This window comes from Arthrobacter horti, from assembly GCF_030731045.1.
Classification (GTDB): Bacteria; Actinomycetota; Actinomycetes; order Actinomycetales; family Micrococcaceae; genus Arthrobacter_E; species Arthrobacter_E nanjingensis.
In genome coordinates, this window is the sequence record NZ_JAVALS010000007.1 from 104,228 (window position 1) to 122,386 (window position 18,159).

The 18,159-nt window shown below is 68.7% G+C and carries 17 protein-coding genes, 1 tRNA gene and 2 riboswitches; of the genes, 11 read left to right on the top strand and 7 right to left on the bottom strand.

The genetic code is table 11. From position 1 onward, the window contains the following. Positions 1-60 precede the first annotated feature (60 nt). The 4 genes from rfbA to Q9R02_RS11300 are packed head-to-tail and all read left to right on the top strand — an operon-like array spanning position 61 to position 4,548. Positions 61-954, top strand: a complete 894-nt coding sequence (gene rfbA, locus Q9R02_RS11285) for a glucose-1-phosphate thymidylyltransferase RfbA (protein WP_305996793.1) — start codon at positions 61-63, stop codon at positions 952-954. Beyond that, a complete protein-coding gene (rfbB, locus tag Q9R02_RS11290; protein ID WP_305996794.1) occupies positions 951-2,006 on the top strand; it encodes a dTDP-glucose 4,6-dehydratase in 1,056 nt (351 codons plus the stop codon). Before rfbA ends, rfbB begins: the two co-directional genes overlap by 4 nt. A 12-nt stretch (positions 2,007-2,018) precedes the next feature. Then, positions 2,019-3,443 carry a sugar nucleotide-binding protein gene (locus Q9R02_RS11295; protein ID WP_305996795.1) on the top strand — a complete coding sequence of 475 codons (1,425 nt, stop codon included), beginning with the start codon at positions 2,019-2,021 and terminating at the stop codon, positions 3,441-3,443. Beyond that, positions 3,427-4,548: an LCP family protein gene (locus Q9R02_RS11300; RefSeq protein ID WP_305996796.1), complete on the top strand. Its 1,122-nt coding sequence runs from the start codon at positions 3,427-3,429 to the stop codon at positions 4,546-4,548. Before Q9R02_RS11295 ends, Q9R02_RS11300 begins: the two co-directional genes overlap by 17 nt. A 10-nt stretch (positions 4,549-4,558) precedes the next feature. Here Q9R02_RS11300 and Q9R02_RS11305 read toward each other — a convergent pair whose 3' ends face one another. Then, positions 4,559-5,392 (bottom strand): inositol monophosphatase family protein, encoded by an 834-nt coding sequence (locus tag Q9R02_RS11305; protein WP_305996797.1) that lies wholly within the window; start codon positions 5,390-5,392, stop codon positions 4,559-4,561. Between the two features lie 30 nt (positions 5,393-5,422). Here Q9R02_RS11305 and Q9R02_RS11310 point away from each other — a divergent pair, with 30 nt between their 5' ends. From Q9R02_RS11310 to Q9R02_RS11335, 6 genes are all read left to right on the top strand, one after another. Further along, positions 5,423-6,076, top strand: coding sequence for a hypothetical protein (locus Q9R02_RS11310; RefSeq protein ID WP_305996798.1), 654 nt, complete (start codon positions 5,423-5,425; stop codon positions 6,074-6,076). A 50-nt stretch (positions 6,077-6,126) separates the two neighbouring features. After that, a tRNA-Arg gene (locus Q9R02_RS11315) sits at positions 6,127-6,202 on the top strand. Between the two features lie 14 nt (positions 6,203-6,216). Then, positions 6,217-7,347 carry a P-loop NTPase family protein gene (locus Q9R02_RS11320; RefSeq protein WP_305996799.1) on the top strand — a complete coding sequence of 377 codons (1,131 nt, stop codon included), beginning with the start codon at positions 6,217-6,219 and terminating at the stop codon, positions 7,345-7,347. Continuing rightward, positions 7,344-8,021, top strand: a complete 678-nt coding sequence (gene lepB / locus Q9R02_RS11325) for a signal peptidase I (protein ID WP_305996800.1) — start codon at positions 7,344-7,346, stop codon at positions 8,019-8,021. Before Q9R02_RS11320 ends, lepB begins: the two co-directional genes overlap by 4 nt. 38 nt (positions 8,022-8,059) lie before the next feature. Then, entirely contained in the window at positions 8,060-8,461 is a 402-nt protein-coding gene (locus Q9R02_RS11330) for an NUDIX hydrolase (RefSeq protein WP_305996801.1), read from the top strand. A gap of 556 nt (positions 8,462-9,017) precedes the next feature. Next, on the top strand, positions 9,018-9,161 hold the full coding sequence (locus Q9R02_RS11335; RefSeq protein WP_305996802.1) for a hypothetical protein: 144 nt from the start codon (positions 9,018-9,020) through the stop codon (positions 9,159-9,161). Between the two features lie 171 nt (positions 9,162-9,332). Here the strand turns inward: Q9R02_RS11335 and Q9R02_RS11340 are convergent, their stop codons facing one another. Beyond that, positions 9,333-11,240 carry an ABC transporter ATP-binding protein gene (locus Q9R02_RS11340; RefSeq protein WP_305996803.1) on the bottom strand — a complete coding sequence of 636 codons (1,908 nt, stop codon included), beginning with the start codon at positions 11,238-11,240 and terminating at the stop codon, positions 9,333-9,335. A 685-nt stretch (positions 11,241-11,925) separates the two neighbouring features. On the opposite strand from Q9R02_RS11340, the gene Q9R02_RS11345 reads away from it, so the two are divergent. After that, positions 11,926-12,708 (top strand): aquaporin, encoded by a 783-nt coding sequence (locus Q9R02_RS11345; RefSeq protein WP_305996804.1) that lies wholly within the window; start codon positions 11,926-11,928, stop codon positions 12,706-12,708. Here the strand turns inward: Q9R02_RS11345 and Q9R02_RS11350 are convergent. From Q9R02_RS11350 to Q9R02_RS11370, 5 genes are all read right to left on the bottom strand, one after another. Beyond that, on the bottom strand, positions 12,705-14,099 hold the full coding sequence (locus tag Q9R02_RS11350; protein ID WP_305996805.1) for a molybdopterin-binding protein: 1,395 nt from the start codon (positions 14,097-14,099) through the stop codon (positions 12,705-12,707). The genes Q9R02_RS11345 and Q9R02_RS11350 overlap by 4 nt on opposite strands. Positions 14,100-14,230: 131 nt before the next feature. Then, positions 14,231-14,731 (bottom strand): HNH endonuclease, encoded by a 501-nt coding sequence (locus Q9R02_RS11355; protein WP_305996806.1) that lies wholly within the window; start codon positions 14,729-14,731, stop codon positions 14,231-14,233. A gap of 279 nt (positions 14,732-15,010) precedes the next feature. Then, entirely contained in the window at positions 15,011-15,676 is a 666-nt protein-coding gene (locus tag Q9R02_RS11360; RefSeq protein WP_305996807.1) for an NlpC/P60 family protein, read from the bottom strand. A gap of 102 nt (positions 15,677-15,778) precedes the next feature. After that, positions 15,779-15,959: riboswitch (cyclic di-AMP (ydaO/yuaA leader) on the bottom strand. A 142-nt stretch (positions 15,960-16,101) separates the two neighbouring features. Further along, on the bottom strand, positions 16,102-16,920 hold the full coding sequence (locus Q9R02_RS11365) for a M23 family metallopeptidase (RefSeq protein ID WP_425279262.1): 819 nt from the start codon (positions 16,918-16,920) through the stop codon (positions 16,102-16,104). 3 nt (positions 16,921-16,923) lie between these two features. Continuing rightward, positions 16,924-17,167: riboswitch (cyclic di-AMP (ydaO/yuaA leader) on the bottom strand. A 139-nt stretch (positions 17,168-17,306) separates the two neighbouring features. Beyond that, positions 17,307-18,002 carry an iron-dependent transcriptional repressor DtxR gene (locus tag Q9R02_RS11370; RefSeq protein ID WP_305996808.1) on the bottom strand — a complete coding sequence of 232 codons (696 nt, stop codon included), beginning with the start codon at positions 18,000-18,002 and terminating at the stop codon, positions 17,307-17,309. Positions 18,003-18,159: the final 157 nt, after the last annotated feature.

The window sequence follows — 18,159 nt, forward strand, 5'->3', positions numbered from 1 at the left end:
CCGTACTCTCACCCCCCTTGATGACGAACGGAAATGACCCGATGTGGGACCATGGTGCTCATGAGGGGAATCATCCTGGCGGGGGGCACGGGAACGCGCCTGCACCCCATCACTTTGGGCATTTCAAAACAGCTGGCACCGGTCTATGACAAACCGATGATCTACTACCCATTGTCGACCTTGATGCTGGCCGGAATCCGGGACATCCTGGTCATCTCCACGCCCCACGATTTGCCACAGTTCCGGCGCCTTCTGGGCGACGGAAGCCAGTTCGGGGTGTCCATCTCCTTCGCCGAGCAGCCCTCGCCTGACGGCCTCGCCCAGGCATTCACCATCGGTGCCGATTTCATCGGGGACGACTCCGTGGCCCTCATCCTGGGCGACAACCTCCTCTACGGCCCGGGCCTGGGCACGCAGCTGCGCCGCTTCACGGCCGGTGAAGGCGCCACGATCTTCGCCTACTGGGTGGCGGACCCGCAGGCGTACGGCGTGGTGGAATTCAACGACGACGGCCACGCCGTCTCGCTCGAGGAGAAGCCGGACCGCCCGCGCAGCAACTACGCGGTGCCCGGCCTCTACTTTTACGACAACCGGGTGGTGGAGATCGCCCGGGGCCTCACCCCGAGCGCCCGCGGGGAGCTGGAGATCACCGACGTCAACCGCAGCTACCTGGACGCGGGCACGCTCTCCGTGGAGGTCCTCCCCCGTGGCACCGCCTGGCTGGACACCGGCACCTTCGAACACATGATGGACGCCTCGGAGTTCGTCCGCACCATGGAACGACGCACCGCCCTGAAGATCGGCGTGCCGGAAGAAGTGGCCTGGCGCCAGGGATACCTTGATGATGACGCGCTCCGCCGCCGAGCCGAGACCCTGGTGAAGTCCGGCTACGGCAACTACCTCCTGGACCTCCTGGACCGGGCGGCCGTGGACGCCCACGAAAGACTGCAATGACCCTCCCGGACGGCACCGCGGAACTGGGCGGCACCGCGCATCCGAGCGGCTCTGGGCAGCGCATCCTCGTCACCGGCGGGGCCGGTTTCATCGGTTCCGCCTTCGTCCACCACCTGGTGGAGCACACGGACGCCCAGGTGACCGTCCTGGACAAGTTCACCTACGCGGCCAACGAGGCTTCCCTCGCCGGGCTGCCGGCCGGACGCGTGACGGTCCTCCGCGGCGACGTCGCGGACGCCGCCGCGGCGGACGCCGCCGTCGCCGGCCACACCGCCGTCGTGCACTATGCGGCCGAATCGCACAATGACAACTCCCTGCACGGCCCGCGGCCCTTCGTGGACACCAATCTGGTGGGCACCTACACCCTGCTGGAAGCGGTCCGGAAGCACGAGGTCCGGTACCACCACATCTCCACGGATGAGGTGTACGGGGACCTGGAGCTGGATGACCCCCGGCGCTTCACCGAGACCACCCCGTACAACCCCTCCAGCCCGTATTCGTCCACCAAGGCAGGCTCCGATCTGCTGGTCCGGGCCTGGGTGAGATCGTTCGGCATCCGTGCCACCATCAGCAACTGCTCCAACAACTACGGCCCCCGCCAGCATGTGGAGAAGTTCATCCCCCGCCAGATCACCAACATCCTGGACGGCGTCCGTCCCCGCCTGTATGGCACGGGACGGAACGTCCGGGACTGGATCCACGCCGAGGACCACTCCTCCGCCGTGTGGACCATCCTGAACCGGGGACGCCTCGGCGAGACGTACCTGATCGGCGCCGACGGCGAACGGGACAATCTGACCGTCATCCAGGACCTTCTGGAGCTCATGGGCCGCCCCCGGGACGCCTTCGACCAGGTCACCGACCGCCCCGGGCACGACCTCCGCTACGCCATCGACTCCACCAAGCTGCGCACCGAACTCGGCTGGCTCCCGAAGTTCACGGACTTCCAGGCCGGGCTTCAGGAGACCATCGGCTGGTACCGGGACAATGAGCCGTGGTGGCGCCCCCAGAAGGCCGCCACCGAGGCGCGGTACCGGCAGCAGGGGCAGTAGCAGGAGCGGGACATGGAATTCTCAAAGACTCTCGGCGCGCGGCGCACCGCCATCCCCGGTCTGCTGGTCCTGGACCTTCCCGTGCATGGCGACAACCGCGGGTGGTTCAAGGAGAACTGGCAGCGGGAGAAGATGCTGGCACTCGGCCTGCCGGACTTCGGGCCGGTCCAGAACAACATCTCCTTCAACGAGGACCGCGGCACCACCCGTGGCATCCATGCCGAGCCCTGGGACAAGTACGTCTCCGTGGCCACCGGCGAGATCTTCGGCGCCTGGGTGGACCTGCGCCGTGGTCCCACCTTCGGCACGGTCCACACCGAACGCCTGGACCCCTCCCGGGCCGTGTTCGTCCCACGGGGCGTGGGCAATGCCTTCCAGACGCTCCAGGACGGCACCGCCTACACGTACCTGGTCAACGAGCACTGGTCGCCGGACGCCGAGTACACCTTCCTCAACCTGGCCGACCCCACCGCCGCCATCCGCTGGCCCGTACCGCTCGCCGAGGCGGAGCTGTCCGCCAAGGACCGCGCCCATCCGCTCCTGGACGGCGTCACGCCCATGGACGCCTCCCCGGGTCGCGTCCTGGTGCTGGGCGGCAACGGCCAGCTGGGCCGGGCCCTCCGCGCCGAGTATGCGGACCACGACGACGTGGACGTCCTGACCCGCCAGGACTGCGAGCTGAGCGACCCGGCCGCCGTCGCTGCTCTCCCGTTCGGGCGCTACCGCACCGTCATCAACGCGGCCGCCTACACGGCCGTGGACGCCGCCGAGACGCCGGAAGGCCGCCGTCTCGCGTGGGCGGTGAACAGCCGCGCCGTCGCGCAGCTGGCCGCGGCCGCCGTCGCGCACGGCTTCACCCTGGTGCACGTCTCCACCGACTACGTGTACGACGGCGCCCGCTCGCCGCACACGGAGGACGAACCTCCCAGCCCGCTGGGCGTCTATGGGCAGAGCAAGGCGGCCGGCGACGCCGCCGTGGCGGTGGTCCCGCGCCACTACCTGATCCGCACCTCCTGGGTGGTGGGCGATGGCGGAAATTTCGTGGACACCATGGCCTCCCTCGCCGCGCGGGGTGCCGCACCCAGCGTGGTGGCGGACCAGACCGGACGTGTCAGCTTCGCCCGGGACATCGCCCGCGGAATCCGGCACCTGGTGGATACAGGAGCCCCGTACGGCACTTACAATCTGAGCAACACGGGGCCGGTGCAGAGCTGGGCGGACGTCGCGCGCGACGTCTTCAGACTGACCGGAGCCGATCCGTCAGCGGTCCGGGACACCAGCACCGCGGAGTACTTCGCAGGGCGGGACGCCGCTCCGCGGCCGGCTGCGAGCGCACTGGATCTTTCACGCTTGCAGGCCACGGGGTTCATCCCCCGTACGGCCGCGGAGGCTCTCGAGGAACATCTGGAAAGGAGGGGCCTTGAGCGAGCAGAATGACGCCCCGGGCGTCGACGACGAGGGGACGGACACCTCAGCCCCAGCAGCCGACCCCGACGCGAGCAGGCACCGCCGCGAGCGCAAGCGGCGGAAGCGGGCGGGCCTCATCGTGCTCCTGAGCTGCCTGTGCCTGGTGCTCGTGGCCGGCGTGGCCGCGGGCGGGTACGTCTGGTATCTGTTCCACAGCTTCGACACCAAGACCACCAAGGTGGAGAACGCCTTCCCCAAAGAGGCCACGCGCCCCAAGGCGGTCACCAACGCCGAGGGCAAGGCCGCGTACAACCTGCTCCTGGTCGGTTCGGACAGCCGTACCGCGTCCTCCGCCGTAGCGGAGGAGGGCGGCGCCTCAGACCAGCGTTCCGACACCATGATGCTGGTCCACATCCCGGCCGACCGTTCGAACGTCTACGTCATCTCCATCATGCGGGACACCTGGGTGGACATCCCCGGCCACGGACAGGCGAAGATCAACGCGGCGTTCGCCTACGGCGGCACCCCGCTCATGGTCCAGACGGTCGAATCGGTGCTGCACCAGCGCATCGACCACGTGGCGTTCGTGAACTTCGACGGGTTCCAGAGCCTCACGGACGCCGTGGGCGGGGTGGACGTGAACATCCCCATCTCCTTCAAGTCCACCTTCAAGGAGGAGCTGGGCTTCCAGTACACCCAGGGGCCCATGCACCTCAACGGCGAGCAGGCCATGTGGTTCGTCCGTGAACGGCACGCGTTCCCCGACGGCGATTACCAGCGTGTCCGGGACCAGCAGATCTTCCTCAAGGCCCTGCTCGGCAAGATCGCCACGCCCTCCACGCTGGCCAACCCGGTCACCCTGGCCAAGGCCGTGGACCAGTTCTCCCCCTACGTGACCATCGACTCCACCTTCACGGCGGACAAGATCGTCGCGCTGGCCCTGGAAGTGAAGGGCATCAAACCGTCGCAGGCGGTCACCTTCACCCTGCCCACGCTGGGCACCGGGTGGAGTCCGGACGGTCAGCAGTCCATCGTCATCCTGGACACGGCGAAGGCGGACTCCCTGTCCAAGGCCATGACCGCCGGCACCATGGCGCAGTGGGTCGACACGAACAAGGTCCGCTTCGGCAATTGAGGTCCGGGCGTCAGGACACCCGCGCGGAATCCATGGCCCGCTTGAGCTCCCCCACGGCACCGGCCGGCCCGGCCAGGAACCAGCTCAGGCCGTTGATCCGCAGCGTGGTGGCGACGCCCCCGGCCGCCCGGACCAGAGCCGCCCCGGGGAGCCAGTCCCAGTCGGGGCAGGAGTGCTGGAACCAGACGTCCAGTTCGCCCTGGGCCACCCGGGAGAGGTCGCAGGAGCCGGAACCGAGCATCCGCAGGGACGCGGCCCCCACGGCCGCGGCGTGCCACGGCATGGCGCACATCGGGTCCTGGAGCCAGTCCGGGTGGATGTAGGTGGCCGCGCTCGACTCGTTCAGCGGCCTGTCCTTCAGCGACGGCAGGGCCGCGCCGTTGAGCGTGAGCGGCACGTCCGTGCCACCCAGCCACAGCTTGTCCTCCTCGGGCTGGAACACGGCGCCCAGCAGCGGCGCCAGGACGCCGTCGTAGTCCGTGGCGAGTGCCAGCGCCGAGCACCAGTAGCTGGAGCCCCGCAGGAAGTTGTACGTGCCGTCCACCGGATCGATCACCCAGGTGCGGCCGCTCTCGGACGGCTTGGAGGAGCCTTCCTCCCCCAGGACGCCGTCCAGCGGACGGCAGCGGCGCAGCTGCGCCAGCACATAGGCTTCGGCCGCCCGGTCCGCCGCGGTGACGACGTCGGCCACGTTGGTCTTCCGTTCGCCGCTCAGCCCGCCCTGGCGCATCCTCCAGGCCAGGGTGCCGGCCTCCCGGACCAGGGCGGAGGCCAGCTCGGCATCGCTCAGCGAGGCCTCCAGGTCCCGGGGTTCGTACGCGGAGGGGGTGAGCTGTGGCGTCATGCGTCCAGCGTATCGGGCGATAATGGAGCCATGTCCAAATCCGCGAACCAGCGCATCCGCAAGCACGGCTCCAAGGCGGTGGTCCCGGACACGAAGCTCCCTCCGGTGGTCGGCGCGCCCAGGACGGCCGGCCCCACCGGGCCGTTCGCGGGACGCGCACCGCGGAAGGCGGAGGGCAATGCCACGCTCATCGTCATCGCCGCCGTGGTCGCCGCGCTGTTCCTGTTCTGGTACGTCCACCTGATGACGCTGCAGCAGATGACGGATCTCTCCGGCGGCCTGGCCATGCCGGACTCCCGGGTCTTCGGATTCGGCCCGGCCGATGTGGAGCACCTTCGCGCCGCCATGAACACGGACGCCCGCGGCCAGCTGCAGTGGATCCACAAAACCGCCGCCACCCTCTTCCCGCTGATCTTCGGCCTGGCGTGGCTGCTGCTCATCGGAACCAGGGTGCGCCGCACGTGGCTCCGCTGGACGCTCTGGGCCCCGCCCGTGCTGTTCGCGCTGGTCCGGCTCCTGCAGAACTTCGCCGTGGACGGCCTGTTCGCGGCCTCCGCCCCGTCCGCCGGCGCCGTCGCGTGGGCCTCGTTCCTGGTGGTCTCCGGCTGGGTGCTGTTCGTTCTCAGCCTGGCCGCGGCGCTCGTGGCGCTCACTCCCTGGGGCAGGCGCAGAACCGCGGTCTGACGCGCCTGCCGACGCGGTATGCTTGATCCCGTTGTGCGTGACGCACCCCCGCCCTCGTAGCTCAGGGGATAGAGCACGGCTCTCCTAAAGCCGGTGTCGTTGGTTCGAATCCAATCGAGGGCACCACGTAGGATTCACCCATGGGGACCCCTTTTTTCCGCGTCGATTCCATCGGTGTGAACGTCACGGTCACGTGCACCGACGCAGCCTTCCTTGCTTCGCTCCAGAGCGCTTGGGAACCGGCAACCCTTCCGGACACGGCACCGGCCGCCGCACGCACGGTGGATCCCCTGATGAGCGAGGAGGAGGCCGCGCAGCTGCTCACCACCGAGGTGACGCTCTCGGCCCTTCAAGCGCAGCGGGGGAACCTCCTGATGCTCCACGCCGCCGGCCTCGCCGACGATCACGGCAGGGTCGCCGCACTGATCGGCCCGTCCGGGCGGGGGAAGACGACGGCGGCGCGCACCTTGGCCGCCCACTTCGGCTATGTGACGGATGAGACGGTCGCCATCACCGCCGAGGATCGCGTCCTCCCCTACCGCAAGCCGCTGTCCGTGATCGTGCCGGGGAGCCCGTACAAGGTGCAGCTCAGCCCGGTCTCACTGGGGCTCAAGCCGCTCCCGGACGCACCCCTGACCCTGTCCCACCTGGTGCTCCTGGACCGCCGGGAGTCCCATGAAGGCACGGCCCGCATCGAGGCCGTCCCCCTCGTGGAGGCGCTGACGGAGATCATCCCCCAGACCAGCTACCTCCGCGAGCTCGAGCGGCCCCTGCAGTGGCTCGCCGCCCTGGCGGAACGCACGGGGGGCGTGGTCCGCATCGTGTACGCCGAGAGCCACAGCCTGCCGGACGCCCTGCAGGCCGTACTGGACGGTGCCGGACGGCACGACGGCGAGTGGGCCGCCGTCGTGCCCGACGCCGAGCTGGGCGTCGCGGCTGAGGGTGACGGAGAATCACTCGTTCCCCTGACCGTTCTGGACGCCGTCGAGGCCGAGGGCCAGACGGCCGTGCTCCAGAGTGACGGCATGCTGCAGCACCTCCAGGGCGTGGGCCCGGTCCTGTGGCGTGGTCTGTGCCGTGGCGAGTCCCCGGATCAGCTGACGGCCCGCGTGGAAGAGGCCTTCGGACCCGCGCCTGACGGTGACACGGCAGCCGCGCTGCGGGATGTGCTCGAGGCGTTCTGGCAGTCCGGGCTCCTGTCCCGGGTGTCCCCGGCGGAGGGAGTCCAGGAGGATCCCGCCGCCGGGCAATCCGTGGCGGCGGGCCGGTGAAACGCCTCCGCAGGATCCTGAAGTCGCCGTGGATGAGCTTCGTCTACGCCCTCCTGGCCGTGTCCCTGTGCAACGCCTTCCTGGTCAAGACCTTCCAGATCCCGTCCGCATCCATGCAGAACACGCTCGCCGAAGGTGACAGGATCCTGGTCAGCCGTCTCGCCTACACCTCGGACGGTCCGCAGCGGGGCGACGTGGTGGTGTTCAACCAGCCGGCTTCCTGGGGTGCGGAGCCGCAGCTGTCCCCGTTGCGTGCCGCGGCCGGCTGGATGGGCGATCTGATCGGTTTCGGGCCCAGCAATCAGCACGCACTGGTCAAGCGGGTCATCGGCCTGCCCGGGGACACCGTGGAATGCTGCGACGCGTCAGGCAAGGTGACCGTCAACGGTGTCGCGTTGAACGAGCCGTACATCTTTGAGGATCTGCCCTTCCCTCCCGGTGCCGGCTGCACTGATCCGAAGAAACGTTCTGCGCGGTGTTTCGGGCCCATTCACGTGCCCGCGGGCCAGTACCTGGTCCTGGGCGACCACCGTTCGGACTCACGGGACTCCGTGGTCTCCTGCCGTGGTCCGGCCGCCGGGAGCGACTGCGCGGTCTTCGTGCCGCGTTCCCAGGTGGTGGGGAAGGTGTTCGGGATCCTCTACCCGTTCAGCAAATGGGGCCAGGGATTCTGAGCCCGGTCCCTCCGGAGGACCCCGGTAGGGTGGAGCGCGTGGAACATCGCATCATCGTCTCGGCCGTCTGCGTGTACGACGCCCAGGGCCGCCTTCTGACCGTCCGCAAGCGTGGGACGGAGAAGTTCATGCACCCCGGAGGCAAGCCGGAGCCCGGCGAGGGCGCCGCAGAGGCCGCCAGCCGTGAGCTTCTCGAGGAGGTGGGCATCGTGGTGGCGCCGGCCGAGCTGGTGCCGATGGGCGTCTTCGAGGCCGCCGCCGCCAATGAAGCGGACACCGTGATCGAGGCGAGTGTCTTCACCGCACCTGGAGTGTGGACCGCGGTTGCGAGCGCCGAAATCGCGGAGCTGCGGTGGATGGACCTGTCAGCGCCGTGGCCAGGGGATTTGGCGCCGCTGCTGACCGATTTCGTGCTGCCGGCGCTGAGACCGGTCGTTTAAGTGGCAAACGCCCGGCCGATTCGCCGGGCGTTTTCGCAAACGATCTTAGCCAGTCGTGCAGAGCAAAGTGAGTCCAACCGGACTCAAGCTGATGTTGACCGAAGCGCTTACGGTCGACTGCCCATTCGACGCAAAGACATAGCCACTCGGAAGCCCTAGGCCTGCCGTGTAATTGCCGCCAGGGAGCGACACGCTGGAGCCGGCTGCCAAGGCGATCCGGAAGTCCGTTCCGCCGGTCATTGTGTTGGAGTGGGTGAACGTGAACCCGATCGAATTCGCGCTTGGGCTCTTCGTCGGCTTGTACTGCGGCACCGTACTCGTCGAGCCCAGAGCGTCCGGGCTCATCAGCAACCCCGTGGGGACAGTATTAGGAATCCCAGTCCCCGTATCCTCATACCACCAGAAGTCGGTCTTCGTGTTTCCAGCGTTACCGCTCGCATTCGCCGAGGGGCCTGAGATAGTCAAGGTGGTCCCGGAAGGAAAATCACTCGCAGTAGCCCCTTGAATCCTGAACCGCGGGCTCGGAAGCCCCGCGATGCTCGGACAAATTCCAGTGATGGACAGATTCACTTTCGTCGCCGACGCGCTCGCCATCGGCGCCGCCACCGCCGCAGCCAGCACAGGCACGGTCCAGGCAGCACCTCGAACCAAGGCCCTGCGGTCAATTGGTTCCAAAGGCATCTGCGAGTCCTCCCCCTGATCGGCACATGACATCGATCCCGTTCCAGGACTCCCCCATGGGCCTGAAACGGTCTCCCATGCAGTCTTGCACCGTTGCCGGGGGCACTGCTCCGGAACGACAAAGTGCGATATCGCAAAGGAACTATTCGCGCACGCCCCGGGAATGTTTCGTGGTGCTACAACGGCGGGACTACTCGGCCGCGTCCTCCAGCACCTCACGCGCCTGGGCGAATTGGGTGGTGTACAGCTCGGCGTAGCGCGCGCCGGCGGCCAGCAGTTCCTCATGCGTGCCGCGTTCCACGATCCGCCCGTCCTCCACCACCAGGATCTGGTCCGCGTCGCGGATGGTGGAGAGCCTGTGAGCGATGACGACGGCGGTGCGGCCTTCCAGCGCCGCGGTGAGGGCTTCCTGCACCGCGGCCTCGTTGCTGGAGTCCAGCGCGGCCGTCGCCTCATCCAGAATGACGACGCGCGGTGCCGCCACCAGAAGCCGCGCGATGGTCAGCCGCTGCCGTTCGCCGCCGGAAAGCCGGTACCCGCGCTCACCCACCACGGTGTCCAGACCGTCCGGCAAGGAGCGCACCATGTCCTCCAGCCGGGCCTGCCGCAGCGCCGCCCAGAGCTCGCCGTCGCTCGCCTCCGGCCGCGGCAGCCGCAGGTTGGAGCCGATCGTCTCGTGGAAGAGGTGACCGTCCTGCGTGACCATGCCGACCGCGTCGCGCAGGGAAGCGAAGCTCAGCTCCCGCACATCCAGCCCGTCCCCCGCGGCGCTCCCACCGATCCGGACAGCGCCGGAGTCCGTGTCGTACAGCCGCGCCAGCAGCTGCGCCACCGTGGACTTGCCCGCGCCGGAGGAACCGACCAGGGCCACCGTCTGCCCCGGCTCCGCCCGGAAACTGATGCCGTGCAGCACCTCTTCCCCACCGCGGGAGTCCAGGACCGCGACGTCCTCCAGCGACGCCAGAGACACCTGATCAGCGGAGGGATAAGAGAAGCGGACGTCCTGGAACTCCACGGCCAGTGGCCCGGCCGGCAGCGCCGCCGGCTTCGCGGGCTCCTTGATCAGGGGGTCCAGGTCCAGCACCTCGAAGACCCGCTCAAAGCTCACCAGTGCGCTCATGATCTCCACGCGGGCGTTGCTGAGCCCGGTGAGCGGCACATAGAGGCGCGTGAGCAGCAGAGCCAGCACGACGACGTCGCCGGCTCCCAGCGTCCCGTGCAGCGCCAGCCAACCGCCGACGCCGTACACGAGCGCGAGTGCCAGCGAGGACACCAGCGTGAGGGTGGTGAGGAAGACGAACTGGAGCATGGCGGTACGCACGCCGATGTCGCGGACGCGGTGCGCCCGGGTTTCGAACTCGCGGGATTCGTCCGCGGGACGGCCGAACAGCTTGATCAGGGTGGCGCCCGGCGCGGAGAAGCGTTCGGTCATCTGCGTCCCCATGGAGGCGTTCTGTTCGGCGGCCTCGCGGCGCAGCGCCGCGAGCCGTCCGCCCATGAGACGCGCCGGCACCAGGAAGAGGGGAAGCAGCACGACCGCCAGGAGCGTGACCAGCCAGGACTTGTCGATCATCACCACGAGCGTGAGGATCAGAGACACCAGGTTGCTGACCACGGAGGAGAGCGTCCCGGCGAAGGCCGCCTGGGCGCCCACCACGTCGTTGTTGAGACGGCTGACCAGGGCGCCCGTGCGGGTCCGCGTGAAGAACGCCACCGGCATCTTCTGCACGTGATCGAACACCGCCGTCCGCAAGTCCAGGATCACACCTTCGCCGATCGTGGCGGAGAACCAGCGCACCACCAGTCCCACGCCGGCCTCCCCGACGGCGACGACGGCGATCAGCACCGCGAGACGGACCACCAGTCCCGCGTCCTTGCCTCCGACGATGGCGTCCACCACCTGGCCGGCGAGCAGCGGGGTGGCCACCGCGAGGATGGCGGCGACGATGGAGAGCAGCACGAACGCCACGAGCTTGGCACGGTGCGGGACGGCGAACGTCAGCACACGGCGGATGGTGGCGCGGGAGAACGGGCGGCGGCCCGCTTTGGCACGGCCGAGATTGTGCAGGGACATCATGGCCACACGGTCCATGCTCATGGGAGTTCCTCCTTGGCGTCCACGCCGTTGGCGCTCCCCGGCGCCGTGCCGTCAGACGCGGCCGGAGGCGCTGGACTCAACAGCACATAGAAGAGCCCGCCGCTCCGGATTTGGGGGGTATTCGGCGCGGCGGGCTCCGGGCAAAGACTCTAACAGAGCCTTTAAGGCCCACGCAACGGCACTGGTCAGAGGTGGGTTCCCGGGCAGCGTGGCCGCACGGACCTCATCCGCGGGCTCTCAGCGGGACGTCATATCCGAGGGTGCACTCACGGAAATACGCATCCCCAAGGAAGCTTTATCAAACGGTGATCTGATCACGGATGTATTTTCTACAGAATATGGGATAATAGATGCGTATGATCGTGGCGTCTGGGGAGGCGCTCACACATTGGGGGGATGAGCGGCGGCGGACCGGGGGGTTCGCCACCGCTCAGCCTTTTAACCGGCCGTTCCGGAGGATCGCCACCCCATCGGGGAGCGCGGAAGTCACAGCTGCAGGCCTCTCATGACCGCTTTGACGGCGATCCGTCAGCAATTCCGCGGGGCACCGGCCCCCGGACAGTCATTTTTGCAGGCCTTGAGGCAATTCTTCCACCTCGGCCGATCCGCCTTGGAGTCCATTTGCGGTGCTTCATATCATTACTCCGTTCCTCCGCCCGACGCCGTGCCCCGCGAAAGAAAGCTGATGCCCAGAACTCCGACCTCCGCTGAGCCCGCCACCGTCGCCGAGTTCAGTGACGAGCCGTCCGTGGCGGTCAAGCTCACCGCTGAGCTGGTGGGAGCCTTCATGATCACCTTCACGGTGATCGGCACGGCACTGTTCACCGTGGGCTTCGAACGTGGCCAGGGTGCGCTCAACGTGGGGTTCCTGGGGGTCTCCCTGGCCCTCGGGTTCATCGTCACCGCGGGAATCTACGCGTTCGGCCCGATCTCGGGCGGCCATATGAACCCCGCGGTGACCCTGGGGTTCGCCGCCGCCGGACGCTTCGCCTGGAAGGACGTGCCGGGCCACATCGCGGCCCAGACCGTGGGTTCCGTCCTGGGCACCACGGCTCTGGCCGGAGTCCTGGCCGGTGGTAAGGAAGGGGCCCTCGCCGAGGCTCAGCGGAGCGGCTTCGTCTCCAGCGGCTGGGGCGAGTTCTCCCCCGGCGGCTTCGGGATCGGCTCATTCTTCATCATCGAGACCATCGCCACCGCTCTGTATCTCACGGTCATCCTGGCGGTCACGGGCAGACGCGGTGCCGGGAAGTTCGCCCCCCTGGCCATCGGCCTGACCCTGGTGGTGATCGCCATGATGGCCATTCCGGTCACCAACGGTTCTTTCAACCCGGCCCGCTCCGTCGCCACCGCCCTCTTCGGCGGCGGGACCGCGCTGGCGCAGCTCTGGGCATCCATCGTGGCCCCGGCGACCGGCGCTCTGATCGCCGGTTTCGCCCACAAGACACTCTTCGAACGGGACGCCCGCTAGGACGACGGCGCCCGCAGGGAGTCCCAGTCCTGTGCTTCCCAGTCGATGGGGCCGGTTGCCGCGGCGTTCCGCGAGGTCCGCGCCGCTGAGGTGCGGGCGTTCGACGCGCGGCGGGCCGGGCTCTCGGGTGTGGCAGGCGCACGGGCGCCCTCCGGCGCTCCGTCCCGGTCCACGGTCAGCCAGGGCAGCGGAAGCGCCAGGACGTCGTCGCCCATCCGGAGCCCGTGCGGCGGAAGCGCCAAGAGGAGCGCGGCATCCGCCCAGTCACGAAGGCTCCCGTCCGTCCCGCAAGGCGAGGCCATTCCGAAGACGCTGCGCCCGGGCACAAGATGCGTCGGCAACAGCCGCGCCTCGTACGCGCTGCCGAACGGAACGGGGCGTGGAGCCGGCGTGACCCGGCTGCGCAGGGCGTCCAGGAGCGGGCCGCCCAGGACGGCCAGGGCCGTCAACGCCTCCCCCGGGGTTCCCGGCAGTCCCAGGACGTGTCTCCCATCGGGCAGGGCACTCACCAAGGCGCTCCGTGCCGGCGTGGTGGACAGCCCGTCCACCACGGGCTCCGCCCCGAGATCCTCCAGGGCGGCACGCAAAGCATCCTCTTCGCCGTCGCCCGTTCCGCCGATCGTCAGCACGACGTCCGGGAGCACGGCCGCGCCGTCGGCGTCCTCACTCAGTGCCCGCAGCCAGTCAGCCCGGGTGACACCGATCCTGGACCGGGCGGCCACCCGTGCCCCCATGCCCCGCAGCAGCGGCTCCAGCACCGGTCCCAGGGCGTCGCGGTCCTCATCGGGTGCGGCAAGGCCCGCGGACTGCAAGTGCCCGGACTGGATGATGTGCACCAGCGGACGCGGCAGCACGGGCACCGTGCCCAGTCCGGCCTCCGCCAGCCGTGCCAGCCTGCCCGGGCCGAGCAGGTCCCCGGCCCGGGCCAGGCTCTCCCCCGCCGACGCCGCCGCACCGGCGACCATGATGTTCTCACCGTTCCGGGGCGCGCCGGGTCGCGCGCCGGCCGAGCGCTCCACGACGGCCAGCCCTTCGGCGTCGAGCCCGATCCGGACCTCCCCGGACGGCAGCACAGCCTTGGTTCCGGGCGGCACGGCACGGCCTTTGCCGACAAGACCTGCCTGATGGGCGGAGAGCCTCGCGCCGGGTTCGGCGATGATCCACGGGCCGCTGCCGTTGACGGCCCAGCCGTCGACGGCGGAGCGGGACTCCGCTGGACTGTGAACCGGCGCCGTGACCTCCTGGGCCACGCGGAGCCCATGGCTCTCCCCAAGGGCCACATGCACCGGGCTGAGCGGCTCGACGCGCGCGGTGATCGCTGCGTGCGCCTCAATCCAGTCCGGACGGAGGTGCGTCTCCTCCGGACCCGTGCGAGGCTCAGAACTCGTCAAAGACCCGGGCCGTGGGGACACCGGCAGGGGCCCGTTCACTCCGGTCACTGCCAACGCGTCCCACCGTCCTGTTCCTGTCCCCGGCCGTTTCCCACAGCCTAGTACCCGGCCGCGGGCATCCCGGGGCGGCGTCAGGCGGCGTGTTCGCCCGGCAGGAACTCGCTCCACTCAGGTGTGGGCCGTTCGAGTTCCCGGATCTGCCACACGGTTCCGACGGGGGGCTGGGGTGAGAACCGCAGCTTCCAGCCCATCTCCGCCGGCGTGTGATCGCCCTTGGTGTTGTTGCACACCAGGCAGCAGGCCACCAGGTTCTCCCAGCTGTCCTTGCCGCCGCGCGAGCGCGGAAGGATGTGGTCGATGGTGTGCGCAGGCTTGGCGCAATAGCCGCAGCGATGACCGTCGCGGCGCAGCACCCCGCGGCGGCTCACCGCGGACGCCGCGGCGTACCGGGGTCTGATATACCGGTTCAGCAGGATCACGGATGGCCTGGAGAGCACCTGCCGTGGCCCGACGACCGGCTCGCCGCCTTCGGCCACCACACTGGCCTTTCCGGCCAGCACCAGGACCAGCGCGCGGCGGAAGGTGACCACCGCGAGCGGTTCATATCCAGCATTCAGAACGAGAGTGCGCATGCGCATACCTCTTCACGGCCGCACCCGTCAGGGGCACGAGGGCCGGCTGCCCCCGGCGTGTCCGGGCTATGGATCGACATAACCAGCCTAAACACGCCCGGGCGCGTGCGCGACGGCCTTGACCACATTGCGGACGTGTCGCACCAAGAGTTCACGCCCCGTTGGCGTCGCGGTCCCCTCCCCGGCGCCCCACGGCGAGGAGCAGGAGTCCGGAAACGACCGAGGGCCCCGTCACCAGACGGGGCCCTCGGAAGAGGATCGGAAGAGGTCCTGGAGAAATCAGCCGCCGACGCGGATGAAGACCGGGCCGGAGCCCAGGAAGGCCGTGGCGACGACCGTGTCGCCACCGAGCCAGCCACCGTGCACGGCCTGGCCGTTGCCGATGTAGACGGCGATGTGCGGAACACCGGCACCCGCGTCGTTGTAGTAGATCAGGTCGCCCGGCTGAGCTTCGGCGGCGGAGACCGTACGGCCGAGGGACATGTAGCCGGCGGGCCAGTCGTGGAAGTTGATTCCGACGGCGCGCAGAGCATTGGAGACAAGGGCGGTGCAGTCCTGGTGGACGCCCAGCTGAGCCAGAGCGGCTGCGGCGATCGCAGCGCCCTTGCCCGTGGCGGCGGCCACGTTGACAGCGGCCGGGGCCTGCTGAGTGGAGGCCACGGGGCCGGCGGTCACGGCCGCGTTGCCCTGCGCGTTCACCGTGTTGGACTGGGCGTCGACCGCCGGAGTCTCAACGACGGGAGCCGGCTCGGACGTCACGGAGGTGCGCACGAAGCTCAGCTTGGCGCTGGAGGAAGCGACGACGGCCTTCGGAGCGGCCTGCACCTCAAGGGCGGTCGCTGCGGAGGCGTCACGCTGGACGTTGGTCTCCGCGGCGTTCGCGGCGATGCCGCCGGTGAGAACGAGACCCGAAGCGGCTGCGATGACGGCAGCCTGACGGCCCATGGATCCTGCGTTGGAGGACACGGCCTTGGAGATCTCAAGAAGCGAAGTGGTGGGTGCCTGCTTTGCGCGATGGCGCGCAGAGGTAGTGCCAAAAGACAAAGGAAAGCCTCTCCCGATGCCTGCGAGGTGAGCTGTCGGGTTCGGATGGGAGCCATCCGGCCGCCGGTCACCATACGGTGCGCCACGCGACTTAACCCCAAGGCCTTGTCTCCAAGACCGGAAAGTGGGTCCCCCGCCTCTGCCATGCGAAATTGTTTCGAACGGACCTTGGCAGATGGCAGAGCTCGGCAATCCCACCAAGGGCTCCTCCCCTTACGGGAAGTCGCGATTTATAAGTTACAGGAGTCGCGGCCCAATGTCACATTCAGGTTACGGAGGGCCGATTGCGACTGAGCGCGAACTCTTGGTTCAGAGCCAGCCGGAGATCAGAGCCAGCCGGCCGGATCGACGACCTGGCCGTTGACCATGACCTCGAAGTGGAGGTGGCATCCGGTGGAGGCGCCCGTGGTGCCGCTGAGGGCCACCTGATCGCCGCGCTGGACCGTCTGGCCTTGCTGAACGCTGAACGAGCTCAGGTGGTTGTACGTGGTCTCCAGACCATTCCCGTGGTCCACCACCACGCGGTTGCCACCGCCGGTGTTGTCCCAGCCGACAAACACGACCTTGCCCGCGGCGGCGGCCATGACGCTGCTGCCGCACTGGGCCACGAGGTCCTCACCCCGGTGAAAGTCCGAGGGACCGCCGAGCGGGTTGATGCGCCAGCCGAAGGGGGATGCCTGGGTCAGGGTGGCGAGGGGCCATCCCAGGGTGCCTTTGGCGGCAGCCGGGGTGACCGTGCCGGACTGGGCGATCATGAGTTCCTTGAGGCGGGCATCCGGGTCCTTGATGGTCGCGGAGGAGGTGCGGCTGAAGGAGATGCGGGCACTGGCGGAGGCAGTGACAGGAGCCTGAGCTGCGGAGGCGCTGATGGAGGCAGTGTCCTGCCCCTGATCTTTGACCCCGGCGCCGGCCAGAGGGCCGGATGTCGCCGGGAAGGCGACGGTCAGGGCGAGACCGCCGGCGGCGAGGGCGAGGCCGCCCTTGTGGATGATCCCGCTCTTGGCGGCGAGGTCGGCCACCTGCTGCAGCGGGCCCTTGCGCTTGGACTTACGGGGGGCGCCGCCGACGACGCTTCGGGCCGTTCCCGCGGCGGCGGTCACGGCTTCACTGGCGCGACGGCGGCCGCGTAGCTTCTCGGTGCTCACGTGTATTTCCCTCTCATGCCGCCTTCGAAGTTAGCTGTCGGATTCGGGCCAGAGAGTACGCTGCCCGGCTCGCGGAGGCACACGGAAAGCCCAGGGATACGGTCGCAGCCGTGCCGTGGATTCACCATTCGCCACCGCGGGCTTCACCCCAAGGCGTCCCGTTCCCGGGCCGCCGTAAGTGGTTCCTCCGCCTCTGCTGTGTGGTTCTTGAACCGGCTTCGCCAGCAGAGCTCGGCGTACGAAACAGGTCACGCTTAGGTGTCAGCGCTAGGACAAAACTATACGTGAAGCGCTTCAAGAGTAATAAATTCGTTATCTATTGTGTGGATAAACTCACGCTCCGGGAGTCCCCCGTCGCGAGGCACCCGGCAACCCGGCGGAGGCGCTCAGCCCAGCGAGACGAAGACGTGCGAGGCGACGTCGGACGGCAGCTCCAACGCGCCGTCGATCCCGGCCACGCGGACCGCGATGTAGTCCCCTGCACGCTCCAGCGCCACCGTGGCGCCGGGGCGGATGCCGCCCTCGTCCAGCTGCTGCAGGAGCTCGGGCTCCACCTGCGCCGGCTCGGCCAGGCGGCGGACGGTGACCACGGATTCCGGGGTGTATTCGGCCATCGCCTGCACCAGGGTCATGAGACCGGCCGCGAAGGGCTCTCCCTCCTGGCCGCCGATCTGCTCCAGGCCGGGAATCGGGTTGCCGTAGGGGGAATCCGTGGGACGGCCGAGCAGATCGAAGATGCGCCGCTCCACACGTTCGCTCATGACGTGCTCCCAGCGGCAGGCCTCATCATGCACGAAGGCCCAGTCGAGGCCGATCACGTCGGCGAGGAGGCGCTCGGCGAGCCGGTGCTTCCTCATGACTTCCACGGCGCGCCGGCGGCCGTGCGTGGTGAGCTCAAGATGGCGGTCCCCGGTGACGATCACCAGACCGTCACGCTCCATCCGGCCGATGGTCTGGGAGACGGTGGGGCCGGAATGGTGCAGGCGCTCGGCGATCCTCGCCCGCAACGGGACGATCTTCTCCTCTTCAAGCTCCAGGATGGTCCGCAGGTACATCTCCGTGGTGTCGATCAGATCCGTCATCCCGTCCTACCTCACTCGCAAAGGTCCGCTGTGGCGTCCGTGGCCGGACGTCCGGAACCCCGGCCCGGCGCCGCATCAAGCTTAGCGTCGGCCGGGTATCCAGCCACCGCGGGTTCCCGGGATGCGGACCGCTCTCCAGCCACCCTCCATTCTAACT

What these genes read in the sequence shown, in the direction of transcription:
- Q9R02_RS11335 (WP_305996802.1), top strand. Translation starts at nt 9,018, where the DNA reads ATGGACAGATTCACTTTCGTCGCCGACGCGCTCGCCATCGGCGCCGCC.
- Q9R02_RS11320 (WP_305996799.1), top strand. Translation starts at nt 6,217, where the DNA reads ATGGGGACCCCTTTTTTCCGCGTCGATTCCATCGGTGTGAACGTCACG.
- Q9R02_RS11305 (WP_305996797.1), bottom strand. Translation starts at nt 5,392, where the DNA reads ATGACGCCACAGCTCACCCCCTCCGCGTACGAACCCCGGGACCTGGAG.
- Q9R02_RS11360 (WP_305996807.1), bottom strand. Translation starts at nt 15,676, where the DNA reads ATGGGCCGTCAGGCTGCCGTCATCGCAGCCGCTTCGGGTCTCGTTCTC.
- Q9R02_RS11295 (WP_305996795.1), top strand. Translation starts at nt 2,019, where the DNA reads ATGGAATTCTCAAAGACTCTCGGCGCGCGGCGCACCGCCATCCCCGGT.
- Q9R02_RS11370 (WP_305996808.1), bottom strand. Translation starts at nt 18,002, where the DNA reads ATGACGGATCTGATCGACACCACGGAGATGTACCTGCGGACCATCCTG.
- rfbB (WP_305996794.1), top strand. Translation starts at nt 951, where the DNA reads ATGACCCTCCCGGACGGCACCGCGGAACTGGGCGGCACCGCGCATCCG.
- Q9R02_RS11345 (WP_305996804.1), top strand. Translation starts at nt 11,926, where the DNA reads ATGCCCAGAACTCCGACCTCCGCTGAGCCCGCCACCGTCGCCGAGTTC.
- rfbA (WP_305996793.1), top strand. Translation starts at nt 61, where the DNA reads ATGAGGGGAATCATCCTGGCGGGGGGCACGGGAACGCGCCTGCACCCC.
- Q9R02_RS11355 (WP_305996806.1), bottom strand. Translation starts at nt 14,731, where the DNA reads ATGCGCACTCTCGTTCTGAATGCTGGATATGAACCGCTCGCGGTGGTC.
- Q9R02_RS11310 (WP_305996798.1), top strand. Translation starts at nt 5,423, where the DNA reads ATGTCCAAATCCGCGAACCAGCGCATCCGCAAGCACGGCTCCAAGGCG.
- Q9R02_RS11340 (WP_305996803.1), bottom strand. Translation starts at nt 11,240, where the DNA reads ATGAGCATGGACCGTGTGGCCATGATGTCCCTGCACAATCTCGGCCGT.